The sequence below is a fragment of the Pseudomonas simiae genome (genome assembly GCF_900111895.1).
Classification (GTDB): domain Bacteria; phylum Pseudomonadota; class Gammaproteobacteria; order Pseudomonadales; family Pseudomonadaceae; genus Aquipseudomonas; species Aquipseudomonas simiae.
Genome location: NZ_FOKB01000001.1, coordinates 1,066,888 through 1,083,986, shown reverse-complemented (window position 1 = coordinate 1,083,986; position 17,099 = coordinate 1,066,888). Strand labels below are relative to the sequence as shown.

Here is a 17,099-nt window from a genome sequence, read left to right as displayed (position 1 = left end):
GCAGTCCATGACGCATCCCCGGCCAACCTCCCAACTTGTTACAAAGCTTTACTGGGGCGGCTGACGGCAGCGTCGAGACTGAAGGCGTATTCATGACAGATACCCCCGCGCACCCAGGCTTGATCTCCCTGCAAGGCATCGGCAAACGCTATCAGCTGGCCGGGCAGCACCTGTCCATTCTCAATGATGTGTGCCTGTCCATCGCCCGCGGCGACAGCTGCGGCATCCTCGGCGCCTCCGGCTCCGGCAAAAGCACCCTGCTCAATATCCTCGGCCTGCTGGACCTGCCCAACTGTGGCCAATACCACTTTGCCGGCCACGATATCTTCACGGCCACGCCCGACCAGTTGGCGGCCATCCGCAACCAGCAGATCGGTTTTGTGTTCCAGAGCTTCAACCTGTTGCCACGCCTCAGCGCTCTGGACAATGTCGCCCTGCCCCTGAGTTATCGCGGCGTGTCGCGCCATGAGTCGGTGGAGCAAGCCCTGCGCATGCTCGAACAAGTCGGCCTGGCCGACCGCGCCCACCATCGCCCCGCCGACCTGTCCGGCGGCCAGCGCCAGCGGGTCGCCATTGCCCGGGCGCTGGTAGGCAAGCCCTCGGTGATCCTCGCCGACGAACCCACCGGCAACCTCGACAGCACCACCGCCCAAGACATCATGGAACTGCTGCTGACGCTGAACCGCGAACAACAGGTCACCCTGATCATCGTCACCCACGACCCACACATCGCCGAGCGCCTGGACCGCAAGATCCTGGTGCGCAATGGCGTGGTGCAAGAGGCCGGGCGCCCATGACCGAGCGGGTAAAGAGCAGCCTGCGGGTCGAACAGAACTTCAGCCAACTGCTGCATGAAGCCTTCGTCAGCCTGCGCACCCTGGGCAAGCGCTCGATCCTGGCCCTGCTGGGTATCGTGATCGGCAGCTCGTCGGTGGTTGCGCTGATCAATATCGGCCACAACGCGGCAGTGGATGCCGCGATGATTTTCAAGGACATGGGCACCGACACCCTGATCGCACAGTTCCCCCCCAAAGGCGCCAGCACTGTCCCAATGCCCGCCCGCCTCGACCTGGACGCCGTGCGCCAGACGGTGCCGGGCATTGCCCATGTCGGCGCCCTCACACTGTTCAGCGGCCCCATCGTGTTCCATGGCCGTACCGTCAACGCCAACTTAGTCGGCAGCACCCCGGACATCAAGGACGCGATGCGCTTGGCGTTGCAACAGGGGCGCTTCCTGTCGGGTTTCGATGCCAACGAAACCTATGGTGTGATCGGCGACCAAGTGGCCCAGTCACTCGGAGCGCCGGGTGACCCGTTGCGTTTGGGCGATCGCGTGCGCATCAACGACTACCTGTTCCTGATCGTGGGCATCCTGCGCAGCCAGCCACGGGCGATGCTGATGCCGGTGCAAGCCAACGAGTCGCTGTTCATTCCCGCCGAAGGCATGCGCCGCATCTATGCAACGCCGCAGATCGGCAACCTGATCATCCGCGCTGCGCCCGGCCAGGACATGGAGCGTATCGCCAAGGACGTGGCTGTCGCGCTGCAACCCCAACTGACCGACCACGATGTGGACATCCAGGTGCCCCAGCAGATGATCGACGGCATGACCCGGCAAAGCCGCACCTTCGCCTACCTGCTGCTGGCCCTGGGCGCAATCTCACTGGTGGGCGGTGGCGTGGGGGTGATGAACGTGATGCTGATGAACGTTTCGGAGCGCCGCCGCGAGATCGGCATCCGCATGGCGCTCGGCGCGCGTCAGCGAGATATCCGCAACCTGTTCCTGCTCGAAGCCGTGACCCTCACCGCCGTCGGTGCCCTCTGCGGCGCCGTGCTGGGCCTGACCGCCGCCTGGTTGTACGCCTGGCTGTCGGGCTGGGAATTTGCCCTGGCGATTGCTGCCTTGCCATTGGGGGTGGGCAGTACGTTGCTGGTGGGGTTGTTCTTTGGCATCTACCCGGCGGTCTCGGCCTCACGTTTGCAGCCGGTGGAGGCCCTGCGCGATGAATAAATGGCTCTGGCTGCTCGTCTTCGCCAGCCTGCCCGGCATGGCCGCCGACGTGGTAATCAAGCCATCGGCACCCAGTACGACCCGCAGCGGCTATGACCGGGGCGTCTCGTTGAATGCCCAGGTCACCAGCCTGACCCTGGGCGACGCGGTGTACCTGGGTCTGCGCAACAACCCGGCGATCCGCAGCGCCTACCTGCAACGGGTGGCGCAGAAATTCGACCTGCGCGTGGCCGAAGACGAGTTCAACCCCAAGCTCACCCTCAACAGTTATTACCGCAGCACCCGCGGCTCGGCCGACAATGCGCGCAATGCCAACGTGGCGCCGGCCACCAGCCTGCTCGGCGAGTACGGCACGCGCCTGAGCATGGCCTGGACCCAGCAGTTGAACAACGCCGACCGCGCCGGCCGCTACCGCAGTGACGGCCTTGACCTGGCGATCATCCAGCCGCTGATGCGCGGCGCCGGCTGGGACGCCACCACCGCACCGCTGCGCCTGTCACGGCTGTCGGAGCAGGCCAACCGCCTGAACCTCAAGGCCACCGTGGCACAGACCATCAGCCAGATCATCGCCACCTACCGCGAACTGCTGCGCGCCCAGGAGCAGTTGAGCATCGTGCAGGACGCCCTCAAGCGCTCCGGCACCTTGCTGGAAGTGAACAAGGCGCTGATCAATGCCGGGCGCATGGCTGAGTTCGAGATCGTGCAGACAGAAGCCGATATCGCCACCCAGCAACTCGGCGTGGAAGAAGCGCAGAACCAACTGGACACCAACCGCCTGGCCCTGCTGCGCCTGCTGGCCCTGGACCTGTCCACACCGATTCGCGCCACCGAAGCCCTGGAGGCCAGGCCCATGCAGATCGACAAGCGCCAGGCCTTTACCCTGGCCCAGACCCAGCAACCGGAGTACCTGGCGGTCTTGCTCGGCAGCCAGCAGGCCGACCTCAACCTGGTAATCGCCAAGGACTCCGGGCGCTGGCAGGTGGACTTGGTGACCGGTGCCAACCAGATACGCGCCAACACCGATAACAACGCCGGCCGTTCCAACAACCGCACCTGGGACAGCTACGCCGGGGTGCAGGTGCAAATCCCCATCGGCGACATCAGTACGCGCCAGGCCGAAGTGCGCGCGCGGGTGAATGTGGAGGATCAGGAGATCCGTATCACCGACGCGCGCCAGGCCCTGGAGCGCAGCGTCAATGATGTGGTGCGCGACCTCGGCACCCGTTGGCGCCAATATGAAATCTCCCAGCGCGCCGTGGAATTGTCGCGGCGCAAGATCGAGATCGAGCGGGAAAAACTCAGCGCCGGACGTTCCACCAACTTCCAGGTGCTGAGTTTCGAGACCGACCTGCGCAACGCCGAAAACGCGCAGCTGAATGCGCTGATCGCTTATTTGAACGCCCAGACCCAGCTCGACTTGACCCTGGGCATGACGCTGGAAAGTTGGGAAATTGCCCTCAATGACTACTAATCAGAAACGCCTGCTGGGCGCTGTACTTATTCTCTTACTGGGCGGCGCGGTCCTGACCTTGCGCAGCCCGGCCTCCGATCCGGTTGGCACCCAAGAGCAATGGCAGGTCGTCAAGCCCGAGGCATTGGTGCACCAGATCGGCCTGGTCGGCAAGATCGAGCCCGACACCACTATCACCCTCACCGCGCCTTTCGACGGCAATGTGCAAGCCAACCTGGTGGAGCAAGGCCAGCGCGTCGAGGCCGGCCAGGTACTGTTGCGCATGGACCCGGCGACCCTGGAGGTGCAACTGCGCGACGCCCTTTCCGCCCAACTCAAGGCCCGGCGCACCGTGCAGGAAATGCAGGACTGGGACAACGGCCCCACCGTCACCCGCGCGCGCCGTAGCTTACGCACCGTCGAAATGACAGCCGGTAATACCCAGCGCAAACTTACCGAAAGTGAAAACCTGTTCAAGCGCGGCATCATCCCACGCAACGAACTCGATGACCTCAAGCAGCAGACCCAGCAGCAACAGCTGGACCTTGCCTCCGCGCGCAGCGAACTGCAGCAGGCCATCGACCAGGGCAAGGGCGAATACCGCCAGATCGCCGACATGGAACTGACCAATGCCACGGTGAAATATGACGCCCTGCACAAGCTGCTCGAAGGCAAGGAAGTCAAGGCGCCGTTCTCCGGCATTGTGGTGCCACCACCCGGCAATAATTCACCTCAGGCTGGCGGCAACAACACGACCCCGGTGCAAGCCGGCAGCAAGGTCAGTCAGGGTCAGGTGCTGTTTGGCCTGGCGAACATCGAACGGCTTAAAATCGTCGCCAAGGTCTCGGAGCTGGACATCAACCAGTTGCATCAGGGCCAGGCAGTGGAAGTGCTGGGGGATGGTTTTGACGGCGAGCGACTGACTGGCTCGGTAAGCGTGGTGAGCGGCTTGGCGATTGCCGGTGACAGCCAGGGCAGCGCGCAGTTTCCAGTGACCCTGTCGATCCCCAAACTCACGCCGCAGCAGTTGCAGCGGGTGCGGCTGGGGATGAGTGCGCGGTTGACTATTGTGACTTACAACAATGCGCAGGCGATTGTGATTCCGAGCCAGGCGATCCGGGCGGATAAGACGGTCGAATACCGCGAGGCGATGGATAAGCCGTCGGAGCGGGTGAAGGTGACCACCGGGCAAGCGACGGCCCAAGGCGTGGAAGTGTTCGGCCTCAAACCCGGCTTCGTGAAAACAAACCCCTTGTAGGATCTGCCTTACCCGCGAAGGCAACCTGACAGCCAACCACTCTCCAACGGTTGCCCCGCGACTCAAATGTGGGAGCTGGCTTGCCGGCGAAGCCGACCTGACAGCCAACCTCTCTCCCACTGTTGCCCCGCGATCCAAATGTGGGAGCTGGCTTGCCGGCGAAGCCGACCTGACAGCCAACCACTCTCCCACTGTTGCCCCGCGATCCAAATGTGGGAGCTGGCTTGCCCGCGAAGGCAGCCTGACAGCCACCCACTCTCCTACTGTTGCCCCGCGATCCAAATGTGGGAGCGGGCTTGCCCGCGAAGGCGGCCTGACAGCCAACCACTCTCCTACTGTTGCCCCGCGATTCAAATGTGGGAGCTGACAAGCCCGCTACAGGGTGAGTCGTGCGGCCAGCGCCTTGGCTTGCAGCGCTACATCCGTCACTGCGGTGCTCTCCCACCACATCCCGCGCAACGGCGGGCCCATGGCGAACAGGCGCCGGCTGATAGTGCCCTCGGCGTCCAGCACCGCGCCCGACGCATCCGCCGCAATCCCCAACGCCAGCGGCCCGGGGCGGACCAGTCCACGTTTGAGCAATTGCTGCGGCAGCGGACGAGCCACACGGCGCCAGTCGTATTCGATGCCGCTGGAGTTGATCAGCGCTGCACCCGAAACCAGGGTGATGGCTTGCTCGCCGCGATGACGCAAGCGAATGGTCACGCCTTCAGCCGAAGGCTCCAAGCCCTTGAAGGAGGCTGCCCGAATCCGCAAACGCCCCTCATCATGCAAGCGTGCCACCAACTGCGCGCTCAACGGCGGCGAACGGTGATGATGGCTTTCCCACCACGGCCGCACATGCCGCACGAACTGGCGTTTCTCGCGCTCGCTGGCCTGGCTCCACAGGCGGCCGATGTGCGCGCGCACGGTGTCCAGCGGCGCTTGCCAATCAATGCCCTGCGTTTGCGCGATAGCGCATTGCCGACGGACTTCGCGCAACAACTGCCGTGGGCTGCGCAGACGGTGATCCTCGCCGAGAAAATCCACCCAGCTCGGCGGTTGCCGGCGCACATGGGGCAGCAAGCCGTGACGCGAGAAAACCTCGACGGGCCCGCGATGCCCGGCCTGTTCCAGGGAGACCACGGCGTCGACCATAGTCAGCCCCGACCCGATGATCAGCACCGGCGCTTGTGGGTCAATCCCGGTCATCGCCTTGACATCCCACGGGTCCACCGCCGCCGCGTTCAGCCCCGTGGATTCAGTCTGTGGTGTACGGGCCGCCGGGAACATGCCGGTGGCCAATACCGCAAACCCGCCGCGCAGTTGCTGGCCGTTATCGAGGGTCAGCAGCGTCGAGGCTTCCTCCACTTGCAGGTCGACCACTTCGCCGCGCACGTGCTCGACGCTGGATGCGGACTGCGCCCTGGCCTCAGCCAAGCGCTGCTGGGCGTACAAACCAAAAATCCCGCGCGGCGGGAACAGTTCGCTGATCGGCACGTGTTGCTGGTCGGACTCGGGCCAGCCACCGGCGCCGATGTAGTCGGTGAGCCATTGGGTCAGGTCGTCGGCATTGTCCGGGTCGACACTCATGCGCGCCGCATTGCCGTTCAGGGTATGGCCCAGTTCGACAGCACTGTAGGCCTCGCCGCGCCCCAGTTCCGCGCGCGGCTCGATCACCAGGATCCGGCGTTGGCCAGGCAGGCGCAGCAGTTGCACGGCCAGCATCGTGCCGCTCAGGCCGCCGCCGATGATCAGTACATCAGCGTTGCGGATGGATTCAGTCATGCAGAGTCGCCCTTACCGTTTGCCCAGATAAATGTCATGCAAGTCACCCCGCGCCAACAGTTCAGCGGCACTGCCACTCAAGGCCACGCGCCCAGTATCCAATACGTAGCCGTGGGACGCATAGTTCAGCGCGACGTTGATGTTCTGCTCGGCGATCAGGAAGCTCACCTGCTGCTCGCGGTTGAGCTGACCGATGATCTCGAAAATCTCCTGCACGATCATAGGCGCCAAACCCATGGATGGCTCGTCGAGCAGTACCAAAGTAGGACGGGTCATCAACGCCCGGCCGATGGCGACCATCTGCTGCTCGCCGCCCGAGGTGAGGCCGGCGCGGGTGTGGCGCTTGGTCTTGAGCCGTGGGAACCAGGCGTAGAGGCGTTCGAGGTCGTGCTCCATCTCCTGGCGGCTCAGGCGCCGGACAAAACCACCGCTGCGCAGGTTATCTTCCACGCTCAGTTGGCCGAACACATGGCGACCTTCCAGCACGTGGACCATGCCCTGGCGCACGCGCTGGCTGGGGTCGATGCCGGCCAGGTCGGTGCCAGCGTATTCGATCGTGCCCCGGCTGACCTCGGCCCGCTCGGCACGCACCAACCCGGAGATGGCCTTGAGCGTGGTGCTCTTGCCGGCGCCATTGGCACCGAGCAAGGCCACGATCGCGCCCTTGGGTACGCTCAGCGACACACCGGCTACCGCGAGGATCGCGCCGTCATAGATCACTTCGATGTCGTTGACGCTTAACAGTGCCTGGCTGGCGGATTCAGCGGCGGGCTGGCTCATGGTTTATTCATCCCCGGTGCAGGTACGCGGCGTCAGACCTTTTTCCTTGGCGAACGCTGCCGATTTGTCATCGATCAGCGGGCGCAACAGCGCGCGGTCGGCGGCGATCCAGTCGCTGATCAGCGTCCAGTTGGCGCCGTCCCACTGTTGCACTCGCGCCGACCCACCACCTTCATGGTCGCGGCACGACAGCTTGAGGTTCTGCATCAGGCCCAGGTAGCCCATGTCCTTCAAGCGCGCATCGTCGATGTTCAGGTGCTCCAGGCCCCAGCGGCCTTCTTCGCCATTGAGCGGGCGCTTGCCGAACTTGGCCTGGCCGGTGCGAATCGCTTCTACCGCCACGGCGGCGTTCACCAGGCCGGAGTTGTAGTAGACGCTGCCGAAGTTCTTCAGGTCCTTGAGGTCGCTGTGGCCCTTGTCGAGGATGTACTGCTTGAGGCGCTTGTGGATCTCGAAATCAGCCCCGGCCGGGTATGGCGTGAGGGCCAGGTAGCCCTTGGCGGCGGCACCGGCGGGCAACACGTCTTCGCTGGAGCTGGCCCAGATATCGCCGATGATGTGGTCGACCGGGAAGCCGAAGCGCGCGGCGGTCTTTACCGCGACCGGCGTGGACACACCCCAGGTGCGCAGGAACACCCAGTCCGGGTTGGCCTGACGCACCTGCCGCCATTGCGCGGATTGTTCGTTGCCGGGATCGGCCACCGGAATCTGGATGTTTTCGAAGCCGTACTTTTCCGCCAGCAACTTCAGCGGGCCGAGGGTTTCGCGACCATAGGCCGAGTCGTGGTAGACCGTGGCGATCTTCTTGCCCTTGAGTTTGTCGAAGCCGCCTTCGCGCTGGGCGATGTAGTTCACCAGCGTCGATGCCTCGCTGTAGAAGGTCAGCATCACCGGGAAGTTGTAAGGGAACACGGTGCCGTCAGTGGCTTCGGTGCGGCCGTAGCCGAGGGTGATCAGCGGGATCTTGTCGACCTCCGCGCGCTCGCTCAGCGCATACGCCGCTGGCGCGCCGTTAGGCTGGTAGACCGCGACCGGCGCGCCATCCAGGCCATTCTTGAAGCGCTCATAGCACTCGATGCCCTTCTCCGCCGTCCACTCGGTTTCGCACTCCTGCCACACCAGCTTTACGCCATTGATGCCGCCTTCGACCTCGTTGATATAACGCAAATAGTCGATCATCCCGGCCCACACCTGCACACCGCTGGAGGCGTAGGCGCCCACGCGATAGGTGGCCAGGGGAATGAACTGCTGGTCCGGCGAGGCCGTCGCCTGGGGGACCGCACCGGCCAGGGTTGCCAGCGTAAACGCGGCGCCGATCAAGGAACGTTTCAAGGATGCACGCATGGGGGCTCTCTATCAGTCAGTAAAGTAAACAGTCAGTCGAAAAGGCTCAGAAACGCAGCGGCCACTGCCGCACACGGTCACGCAGGTTGTGCAACAGGCGAATCAAACCCTCGGGTTCCTTGATCAGGAACACGATGATCAACACGCCAAAGATGATTTTCTGCAGGTTCTGCAACTGCCCCGCATCCACCGAACCGCCGAAGAGTGCCTGGCCGGCATGGCTGAGGAAGATCGGCAGCAGGCTGATGAAGGCCGCACCGACAAAGTTGCCGGCGATGCTGCCCATGCCACCGATAATGATGATGAACAGGATCTGGAAGGAACGATTGATATCGAAGCTACTGGCGCTGGCCGTGCCCAGGTAGGCAAAGGCCCACAGCGCGCCGGCAATCCCTAAGTAAAACGAGCTGACCGCAAACGCCAGGCGCTTGTAGCGCACCACCGGGATGCCGACCACGGCGGCGGCGGTGTCCATGTCACGGATCGCCATCCAGTTGCGCCCGATCTGGCTGCGCACCAGATTTATCGCGGTCCAGGTCAACAGCAGCACGGTGACCAGGGTCAGCAGGTAACGGCCCAACGGCGTGTTGAGGTCATGACCGAACAGCGCCAGCTTCGGCGCGGAAATGGTCCCTGACGAACCGTAGTTGTAGAACCAGGGGAACTTGACGAACAGCCACTCCAGGAAAAACTGCGCGGCCAGGGTGGTGACCATCAGGTAGAAGCCCTTGATCCGCGAGCTCGGCAGGCCAAACAGCAGGCCGACCAAGGCGCTGATGATGCCACCGCCGAGCAGAGCCACCGGCAACCCCAGCTCCGGCAGGCGCAGCAAAAACCCATAGGTCGCAAACGCGCCGACGGCCATGAAGCCGGCCGCCCCCACTGAGGTCTGGCCGGTGTAGCCGGTGAGCAGGTTCAGGCCCAGCCCGGCCAGCGACAGCACCAGGAACGGGATCAGGATCGCGTTCAGCCAATAGTCATTGCCCCACAGCGGCACCACGATAAAGGCCAGCGCCAACAGGCCGATCAGGGCCCAGGGGATGCGCCGCTGAATCAGCAGCAACGGCGCGGTGTCTTGAGCAACGGGGATCGACATGGTTTCAGACTCGCTCGATGGCGCGCTCGCCGAACAGGCCGGCGGGACGGATATACAGGAAGGCCAGGGCCAATACATAGGCGAACCACGGCGTGATGCCGCCGCCAATCAATGGGCCGATGTACACCTCGGCGAGGTTCTCCGCCGCGCCGACAATCAGCCCGCCGACAATCGCCCCGCCAATCGAGGTAAACCCGCCGATGATCAGCACCGGCAAAGCCTTGAGCACCACCAGCGACAAGGAAAACTGTACGCCCTGGCGCGCGCCCCACAGCAGGCCAGCCACCAGCCCGACGATGCCCGCCACCGCCCAGACGATCTGCCAGATGCGGTTGAGGTTGATGCCGATGGACAGCGCCGCCGTGGTGTCATCCGCCACCGCACGCAGCGACACACCGATGCGGGTCTTGTTGAACAGCAGCGCCAGCACGGTCACCAGCACCACAGCGGCGGCGGCAGCGATCAGGTCGAACTGGCTGAGCATCAGCGGGCCAACGAACAGCGGCACGTCGTCGATGCCCAGGTCAAGGGCGCGCACCTGGGAACCCATCAAGCCCTGGGCCAGGCCTTCGATAATGAACGACAGGCCCAATGTGGCCATAAACAGGGTGATTTGCGAACGGTTTACCAGCGGCCGCAGCACCAAACGTTCGATGAGCAAGGCGCCGACGATCATCACGATCACTGTCACCAGCAGCGCCAGGGCAAACGGCACGCCTTGGTCATGCAGGCTGACGAATGTCAGCGCGGCAAACAGCAGCATCGAGCCCTGGGCGAAATTGAACACACCACTGGCCTTGTAGATCAGCACGAAGCCGATGGCAACCAGCGAGTACATGGTGCCGGCGAGCAGGCCGCCGAGCAGGGTTTCGAAGAAGAACGTCATGCGTTTACAACTCCCAGGTAGGCCGCGATCACCTCGGGATTGGCCTGCACGTCGGCTGGTGTGCCGTCGCCGACCTTGCGCCCGTAATCGAGCACCACCACATGGTCGGACAGGCCCATCACCACGCCCATGTCGTGTTCGATCAACACCACGGTAGTGCCGAGGTCGCGGTTTACGTCGGCGACGAAGCGCGCCATTTCCTGTTTTTCTTCGGCATTCATGCCAGCCATGGGCTCATCCAGCAGCAACAGGCTCGGCCCTGCGATCAACGCCCGGCCGAGTTCCACGCGCTTTTGCAGGCCGTAGGACAGGTTGCCCACCAACACATCGCGATGGGCTTGCAGCTCAAGGAATTCGAGAATGCCCTGGGCCCGCAGCCGGAATGCTTCGGCTTCTCGGCGTGCGCGGGGCAAGCCCAGGGCCTGTTCGATAACGCTGCTGCGCATGTGGCGCGACAGGCCGGTGAGAATGTTGTCGAGCACGCTCATCTTCTTGAACAGCGCGTTGTTCTGGAAGGTGCGGCCAATGCCCCGGCGCGCGGCCCCCAAGGGGTCGATGCGGTGGAAGTGCTGGTCTTCGAAGACGATCTCGCCGGCGTCGAAGCGATACACACCATTGAGCACGTTGAGCAGCGAGCTTTTACCGGCACCATTGGGCCCGATCAGCGCGCAGATTTCGCCGCGCGCCACCTCGAAGGACAAGGCATTGATCGCCTTGACGCCCTTGAACGACAGCGAAATATCCCGCACTTGGAGAATGGCCTGGCTCATGCGATGTCCCGCTTGAATTCCGCCAGCCACGCCGGCGAAGGGGTGGATTTGACGGGTTGCCAGATATACGCCAGTCGCTGGAAACCCAGGAGTTTGCGCACGCGGTTTTTCAGCAGGCGACGCAGGCCGCTTTGAGGATGGGCGATGGCCCAGTCGCAGAGGCGCCGACGCCAGGTGCCGTGGGGCGCCAGGCGGCTTTCGATCTCGTCGGCCAAGTGCTGCAGGCGTGCGGGCGACAACAGCAGGCCGGTGGGAGCGACTTCACTGCGATCACGTCGCGCCGACGCCAGGCTTTCCGGAAAGGCCAGGCCATGGCCGCTGTTCAGCCACTGCTCCAGGACCACCGCCAGGCCGCCCTGCCAATGGGTGCCCTCTTCGCTCCACAATGAAGTTTCGCCTGTGGGGTGCCACCAACGTGCGAGGTGTTGCGCGGGCGCCAACGGACCGAGCAATTGGACGAAGTCCAACAAATTGGCCGACTGCCAATGGCGCACGGTCTGGCGGTTCTGCACATAAGCATGGGTGGGGCGAATGCGCCACAGGTGCGGCTGGAGCGCCTCGGGTTCCAGGTCATCGGCCAGGGTCAGGACCTGCCCGCCGATGGATTGCGCCGCCAGCGCCAGCAACAACAGGTTCGGCTCGAACGCACCGCTCAGGGCCAGCCGCGAGTGCTCGCCGAAACCTTGCTGGCGCAAGCCATCGGCCAGGCGCTCGACGTCACGCAATGCGTCAATCCAGCGCCACGCGTACCACTGCCCCTGGCGCTTGTGGCGCAGGGCGGTGTGCAGCGGCGTGATCTGCGCCCAGTGCTGCAGTTGTTCCAGCGCCTTGGGCAGGTTGCCGAGGAGTTCCGCGGGCCATTCCAGGACCAGCGGACGTTTGAGTTCGTGCACGCTCATAGGGGGGGGTTGCTCCTATTGGGTGGTGTGCGTGCGGTGGTCCGCTGGCGGGTATCGATCAAACAATAAAGATCAAACGGTGGGAGCTGGCGTGCCTGCTCCCACATTGACCGAGGTGTTTCAATCAGAGACGGGTGGCTTTGAGGTCGCGGTAGCTGGCGCCAGGATGGTTAGAGGCCAACCTCGCACCGTCGCCAAACAACTTCTCGCGCAAGGTGCCCTGGGCGTATTCGGTCTTGTACACACCACGCTTCTGCAACTCCGGCACCAGCAGGTCCACGGCGTCGATGAAGGTTTCATGGGTCAGTGCATAGGCTAGGTTGAAGCCGTCGACATCGGTCTCTTCGACCCATTCCTGCAACAGGTCCGCCACGGTTTCCGGGCCGCCGACAAACAGCGGGCCAAAACCGCCGATGCCGACCCAATCGGCCAGTTCGTTTGGCGTCCAGACTTTGTTCGGGTCCGCCGTGGAGAAGGCTTCCACCGCCGATTGAATCGCGTTGGTGTGCACGTGCTTGAGCGGTTCATCAGGCTTGAACTGGCTGAAGTCGATACCGGTCCAGCCAGAGATCAGCGCCATCGCGCCTTCGTAGCTGACGTAGGATTTGTATTCGTCAAACTTGGCCTTGGCCTTGGCGTCGGTCTCACCGACGATCACCGTCTGCAGGTTGAAGATCAGGATCTTCTGCGGATCCCGCCCGGCTTCGGCGGCGCGGCGGCGGATGTCGGCGACCGTCTTTTTCAGCAGCACCTTGGAGGGCGCGGCGACGAATACGCACTCGGCCTGTTCAGCGGCAAACTGCTTGCCACGGCTGGACGCACCAGCCTGGTAGAGCACCGGTGTGCGCTGCGGCGACGGCTCGCAGAGGTGAATGCCGGGCACCTGGAAGTGTTTGCCGACATGGCGGATTTCGTGGATCTTGCTCGGGTCGCTGAAAATTCGGCGCTCGCGGTCACGCAAGACGGCGCCCTCCTCCCAACTTCCCTCCCAGAGTTTGTAGCAAACCTCCAGGTATTCCTCGGCGTAGTCGTAGCGCGCGTCGTGTTCGGTCTGGGCTTGCTGCCCGAGATTCTTGGCGCCGCTTTCCAGGTAGGAGGTGACGATGTTCCAGCCGACACGGCCCTTGGTCAGGTGGTCGAGGGTGGAGAGACGGCGGGCGAACGGGTACGGATGCTCAAAGGACAGCGAAGCGGTGAGGCCAAAACCCAGATGCTCGGTGACCAAGGCCATCGGCGCGATCAGCGACAGCGGATCATTGACCGGCACCTGCGCGGCCTGGCGAATCGCCGCATCGCCGTTGCCGTTGTAGACGTCATAAATACCGAGCACGTCGGCGATAAACAGGCCGTCGAACTTGCCTCGTTCGAGGATTTTCGCCAGGTCGGTCCAGTATTCCAAATCCTTGTACTGCCACGAACGGTCACGCGGATGGGCCCACAGTCCCGGGGATTGGTGGCCGACACAATTCATGTCGAAGGCATTCAAGCGGATTTCACGGGACATCAAAGCACTCCGTTGAGGTGATAATTGCCGACGACCTGGTATTTCCAGCGCAGCGGGTCGTCGAGGGTCGACGGCAGTGCGGTGCGTTGTCCGGTGAGTTCGAATTCGGCGTTGCTCGCGGCGATCAGGGCTTCGGCGGCGGCAATTTGCGCTTCGGTGGCGGCCACCGGGCTGGGGTGGGTTTCGGCGCGTTCCAACAGGGCAGCGGCGACATCGACGCGGATCTGTAAGTCGCCAAAGCGGCTGATCACGTAAGGGTCAGCGCTTTTCTCGACATGCCGGCGGGTGCTGTCCAAGAGTTGGCGCGCAAGGCTCAGTGCGGTCATGGTTAAGCTCCTTAGTTCCAGGCGTGGCGCGCGGGTTTCACGCCGTTGAGCACGAAATTACCGATCAGGTGATATTTCCAGCGGGCCGGGTCGTGCAGGGTGTGGGTGCGCGCATTGCGCCAGAAACGGTCGAGGTTGTGCTTGCCGGTGACCGAGCGGGTGCCGGCCAGTTCGAAGAGTTTGCTGCTGGCGAGCAAGGCGGTTTCGGCGGACAACACTTTGGCCTGGGCGACGACCAGCGAGGCATGGGCGACGGAGTCTTCACTCGGCTCGGCAAGGGCGCGGTCCACCGCCTGGCCGGCCTTGGCGAGGATGGCTTCGGTGCCGTGCACCCGCCATTCCAGGTCGCCGATGGCGGCGATGGTGAACGGGTCTTGCCAGCCGTGATCCTGCTGGCTGTCGATCCATGGGCGTGCCTGGCGCGCGAAAATCTTCGCCTGCTCAAGGGCGCCGAGGGCGATGCCGGTATCGACGGCAGCCTGGATAATTTGCGAGATCGGGCCATCGGCCGTGGGTTGATCGAAGGCCAGGTGCGCAGGGACTACCGCGCTCAACGGCACGGTGACGCCATCGAGGGTCACGCCGCCGCTGGCGGTGGTGCGCTGACCAAAGCCATCCCAATTGTCGATCACGGTCAGGCCTGGTGCATCGCGCTCGACAAAGCCAATGAACGCCTGGCCGTGTTCGTTATTGCCGACCGTCGGCACGATATGGGCAAACAGCGCGCCGGTGCAGTAGAACTTCTCGCCGTTGATTTGCGCGGTTTCACCGTGGAAGCGAATCTGCGTGTCGAAGGTGCCGGCGTTTTTGCTCTTGGCTTCGGAGAAGGCGTTGCCGAAGCGGTAGCCCTGGAGGACTTTGCCGAAGTAGTGCTGCTTTTGTGCCTCTGTGGCCGTTTGCAGCAGGATGTCCACCACGCCCAAGTGGTTCTGCGGGATCTGCCCCAGGGACGGGTCGGCGGCGGAGATCAATTTGATCACCTCGGCGACCGTCACATAGGACACTCCTGCGCCGCCGTACTCTTTGGGAATGGTGATGCCCCACAGGCCGCTGGCAGAGAATTCGTCGAGTTCGGCCACCGGCAGGCGACGCTCACGGTCGCGCGCGCTGGCGTCGACGGCAAAACGTGCGGCCAGGCGCGTGGCGACTTCGATGGCTTCCGCGTCCGAGCGGATGACATGGGCAGGGTGTTGAGGGTGGGCTGACATGGGCCGACTCCAGGCTCCGAGGGGATACTGGAGTGATTGCAGGAGTCGTGCCTGAATCTAATCGCCAATAAAATCAGCGAGTTGCTGGCAATTAAGCGCAGTAGCGCGTAGTTCAAACCAGCAAAGTGTCCATCCACTGTTGCCGGGTGAACAGTTAGATCACCACGTTGCGCACAAACCGCACAGCCACATCGCCGTCATTGCGATAGCCATGGACGTGACGGCTGGCGAACATATAAAACTCACCCGCGGCAACGCGCTTCTCTTCATCGCCCACCAGCAATGTGAGGCAGCCTTCGAATACAAATAGCTGCACGCTCCAGCCATCCGGGTCGGGGTCGGGACTGTAGCGATCACCTGGCTCCAGTTGCATTTCCCATAATTCGACCTCACGCCGCGCCGTGGCCTTGGCCAACAGCACCGCTTTGCTCCCCGGAATTTCACCCGCCCAGGCCAGTTCGTTGATGCGGCTGTGGTCAGGCGCATCCGGGGCCTGGATCAGGTCACTGAAGGCTACGTCCAACGCTTCGGCGACACGGTCGAGGGTGGACAAGCTGACATTCTTTTCCCCTGCCTCGATGGCCACCAGCATGCGCCGGCTGACCCCGGATTTTTCCGAAAGTGCGGTCTGGCTCAGGTCGGCGGCGTGGCGCAGGCGACGAACGTTCTGGCTGACGTGCTGCAGGACCGAAGCCCGGTGTGGATTTTCTTTGTGCACTATATTGCTCAATGGGTGGGTGTGCGCAGTATACTGCCCAGCGTGCGGCGCATTGTGCGGTCCGTGCCTTTCCCTTGCAAGACCGAGCCGCCATGACCACCCCAAACTCCCCTTCGCGTTTCAACCGCTTCAGCAAAGCCGAATGCATCCTGGTGGTGATCACCATGATCTGGGGCGGCACCTTTTTGCTGGTGCAGCATGCGATGACCGTCAGCGGCCCGATGTTTTTCGTCGGCCTGCGGTTTGCGGCGGCGGCCATCGTGGTGGGGTTCTTTTCCTTGCGCACCCTGCGCGACCTGACCCTGTTCGAGTTGAAGGCCGGGGTGTTTATCGGCGTAGCGATCATGTTTGGCTACGGATTGCAGACCATTGGCCTGCAGACGATCCTGAGCAGCCAGTCGGCGTTTATCACCGCGCTCTATGTGCCCTTCGTGCCATTGCTGCAATGGCTGGTGCTAGGGCGGCGCCCGGGGTTGATGCCGAGCATCGGTATCATGCTGGCGTTCACCGGGCTGATGCTGCTGACCGGGCCGGCGGGCGCTTCGCTGAATTTCAGCCCTGGTGAAATCGCCACCTTGATCGGGGCGGTCGCGATTGCGGCGGAGATCATCCTGATCAGTGCCTTTGCCGGCCAGGTGGATGTGCGCCGGGTGACCGTGGTGCAACTGGCCACGGCATCGTTGCTGTCGTTCCTGATGGTGGTGCCGATGGGCGAAGCATTGCCGGGTTTCTCCTGGCTGTTGCTGTTCAGCGCAGTGGGCCTGGGCTTGACCAGTGCGGTGATCCAGGTCGCCATGAACTGGGCCCAGCAAAGCGTATCGCCAACCCGTGCCACGTTGATTTATGCCGGTGAGCCGGTGTGGGCAGGCGTGGTGGGGCGAATCGCCGGGGAGCGCTTCCCGCCGATTGCGATGGTGGGCGCGGCGTTGATTGTGGCGGCGGTGATTGTCAGTGAGATGAAGACCAAGGGGCAGAAGGCCCTCGAATTGCGCGATGAGCGGGAACAGGAACAGCAGGGATAAGGTCCGAATGCTTGCAGTGGCTGTCAGATCGCCATCGCAAGCAAGCCCGGCGCCTACATA

Annotated in this window: 16 protein-coding genes; 5 read left to right on the top strand and 11 right to left on the bottom strand. The window is 63.3% G+C overall.

Going from position 1 to position 17,099, the window contains the following annotated elements; all coding sequences use genetic code 11:
* The first annotated feature begins 92 nt into the window (after positions 1-92).
* Genes BMZ57_RS05170 through BMZ57_RS05155 form a run of 4 tightly spaced genes read left to right on the top strand, consistent with a single transcriptional unit; the run spans position 93 to position 4,719 of the window.
* Positions 93-797, top strand: coding sequence for an ABC transporter ATP-binding protein (locus BMZ57_RS05170; protein WP_042572136.1), 705 nt, complete (start codon positions 93-95; stop codon positions 795-797).
* Positions 794-2,011 carry an ABC transporter permease gene (locus BMZ57_RS05165; protein WP_042572135.1) on the top strand — a complete coding sequence of 406 codons (1,218 nt, stop codon included), beginning with the start codon at positions 794-796 and terminating at the stop codon, positions 2,009-2,011. The genes BMZ57_RS05170 and BMZ57_RS05165 overlap by 4 nt, the downstream gene beginning before the upstream one ends.
* The gene (locus BMZ57_RS05160) at positions 2,004-3,482 is read left to right on the top strand and encodes a TolC family protein (protein ID WP_042572134.1); all 1,479 of its coding nucleotides are present in this window, start codon (positions 2,004-2,006) and stop codon (positions 3,480-3,482) included. Before BMZ57_RS05165 ends, BMZ57_RS05160 begins: the two co-directional genes overlap by 8 nt.
* A complete protein-coding gene (locus BMZ57_RS05155; protein WP_047540881.1) occupies positions 3,472-4,719 on the top strand; it encodes an efflux RND transporter periplasmic adaptor subunit in 1,248 nt (415 codons plus the stop codon). The genes BMZ57_RS05160 and BMZ57_RS05155 overlap by 11 nt, the downstream gene beginning before the upstream one ends.
* 375 nt (positions 4,720-5,094) lie before the next feature.
* On the opposite strand, the gene BMZ57_RS05150 is transcribed toward BMZ57_RS05155, so the two are convergent.
* The 11 genes from BMZ57_RS05150 to BMZ57_RS05100 form a co-directional block, all read right to left on the bottom strand.
* Positions 5,095-6,486: an FAD/NAD(P)-binding protein gene (locus tag BMZ57_RS05150; RefSeq protein ID WP_042572132.1), complete on the bottom strand. Its 1,392-nt coding sequence runs from the start codon at positions 6,484-6,486 to the stop codon at positions 5,095-5,097.
* 12 nt (positions 6,487-6,498) lie between these two features.
* The gene (locus BMZ57_RS05145) at positions 6,499-7,266 is read right to left on the bottom strand and encodes an ABC transporter ATP-binding protein (protein WP_042572131.1); all 768 of its coding nucleotides are present in this window, start codon (positions 7,264-7,266) and stop codon (positions 6,499-6,501) included.
* A 3-nt stretch (positions 7,267-7,269) separates the two neighbouring features.
* Positions 7,270-8,610: an ABC transporter substrate-binding protein gene (locus BMZ57_RS05140; RefSeq protein ID WP_010209526.1), complete on the bottom strand. Its 1,341-nt coding sequence runs from the start codon at positions 8,608-8,610 to the stop codon at positions 7,270-7,272.
* Between the two features lie 46 nt (positions 8,611-8,656).
* Positions 8,657-9,706, bottom strand: coding sequence for a branched-chain amino acid ABC transporter permease (locus tag BMZ57_RS05135; protein ID WP_044287363.1), 1,050 nt, complete (start codon positions 9,704-9,706; stop codon positions 8,657-8,659).
* A 4-nt stretch (positions 9,707-9,710) separates the two neighbouring features.
* Complete coding sequence (locus tag BMZ57_RS05130) at positions 9,711-10,592, bottom strand: branched-chain amino acid ABC transporter permease (protein ID WP_010209524.1); 882 nt, start codon at positions 10,590-10,592, stop codon at positions 9,711-9,713.
* The gene (locus tag BMZ57_RS05125; protein WP_021492783.1) at positions 10,589-11,362 is read right to left on the bottom strand and encodes an ABC transporter ATP-binding protein; all 774 of its coding nucleotides are present in this window, start codon (positions 11,360-11,362) and stop codon (positions 10,589-10,591) included. Before BMZ57_RS05125 ends, BMZ57_RS05130 begins: the two co-directional genes overlap by 4 nt.
* Positions 11,359-12,261 (bottom strand): AMP-binding protein, encoded by a 903-nt coding sequence (locus tag BMZ57_RS05120; protein WP_069672535.1) that lies wholly within the window; start codon positions 12,259-12,261, stop codon positions 11,359-11,361. Before BMZ57_RS05120 ends, BMZ57_RS05125 begins: the two co-directional genes overlap by 4 nt.
* A gap of 124 nt (positions 12,262-12,385) precedes the next feature.
* Entirely contained in the window at positions 12,386-13,765 is a 1,380-nt protein-coding gene (locus tag BMZ57_RS05115) for an LLM class flavin-dependent oxidoreductase (RefSeq protein WP_010209520.1), read from the bottom strand.
* On the bottom strand, positions 13,765-14,091 hold the full coding sequence (locus BMZ57_RS05110; protein WP_010209519.1) for an acyl-CoA dehydrogenase: 327 nt from the start codon (positions 14,089-14,091) through the stop codon (positions 13,765-13,767). The genes BMZ57_RS05115 and BMZ57_RS05110 overlap by 1 nt, the downstream gene beginning before the upstream one ends.
* An 11-nt stretch (positions 14,092-14,102) precedes the next feature.
* Positions 14,103-15,299, bottom strand: a complete 1,197-nt coding sequence (locus tag BMZ57_RS05105; RefSeq protein WP_021492785.1) for an SfnB family sulfur acquisition oxidoreductase — start codon at positions 15,297-15,299, stop codon at positions 14,103-14,105.
* A gap of 154 nt (positions 15,300-15,453) precedes the next feature.
* Positions 15,454-16,017: a helix-turn-helix domain-containing protein gene (locus BMZ57_RS05100; RefSeq protein WP_044287368.1), complete on the bottom strand. Its 564-nt coding sequence runs from the start codon at positions 16,015-16,017 to the stop codon at positions 15,454-15,456.
* A gap of 92 nt (positions 16,018-16,109) precedes the next feature.
* Here BMZ57_RS05100 and BMZ57_RS05095 point away from each other — a divergent pair, with 92 nt between their 5' ends.
* Positions 16,110-17,039: a DMT family transporter gene (locus BMZ57_RS05095; protein ID WP_010209516.1), complete on the top strand. Its 930-nt coding sequence runs from the start codon at positions 16,110-16,112 to the stop codon at positions 17,037-17,039.
* The last annotated feature ends 60 nt before the right edge of the window (positions 17,040-17,099 follow it).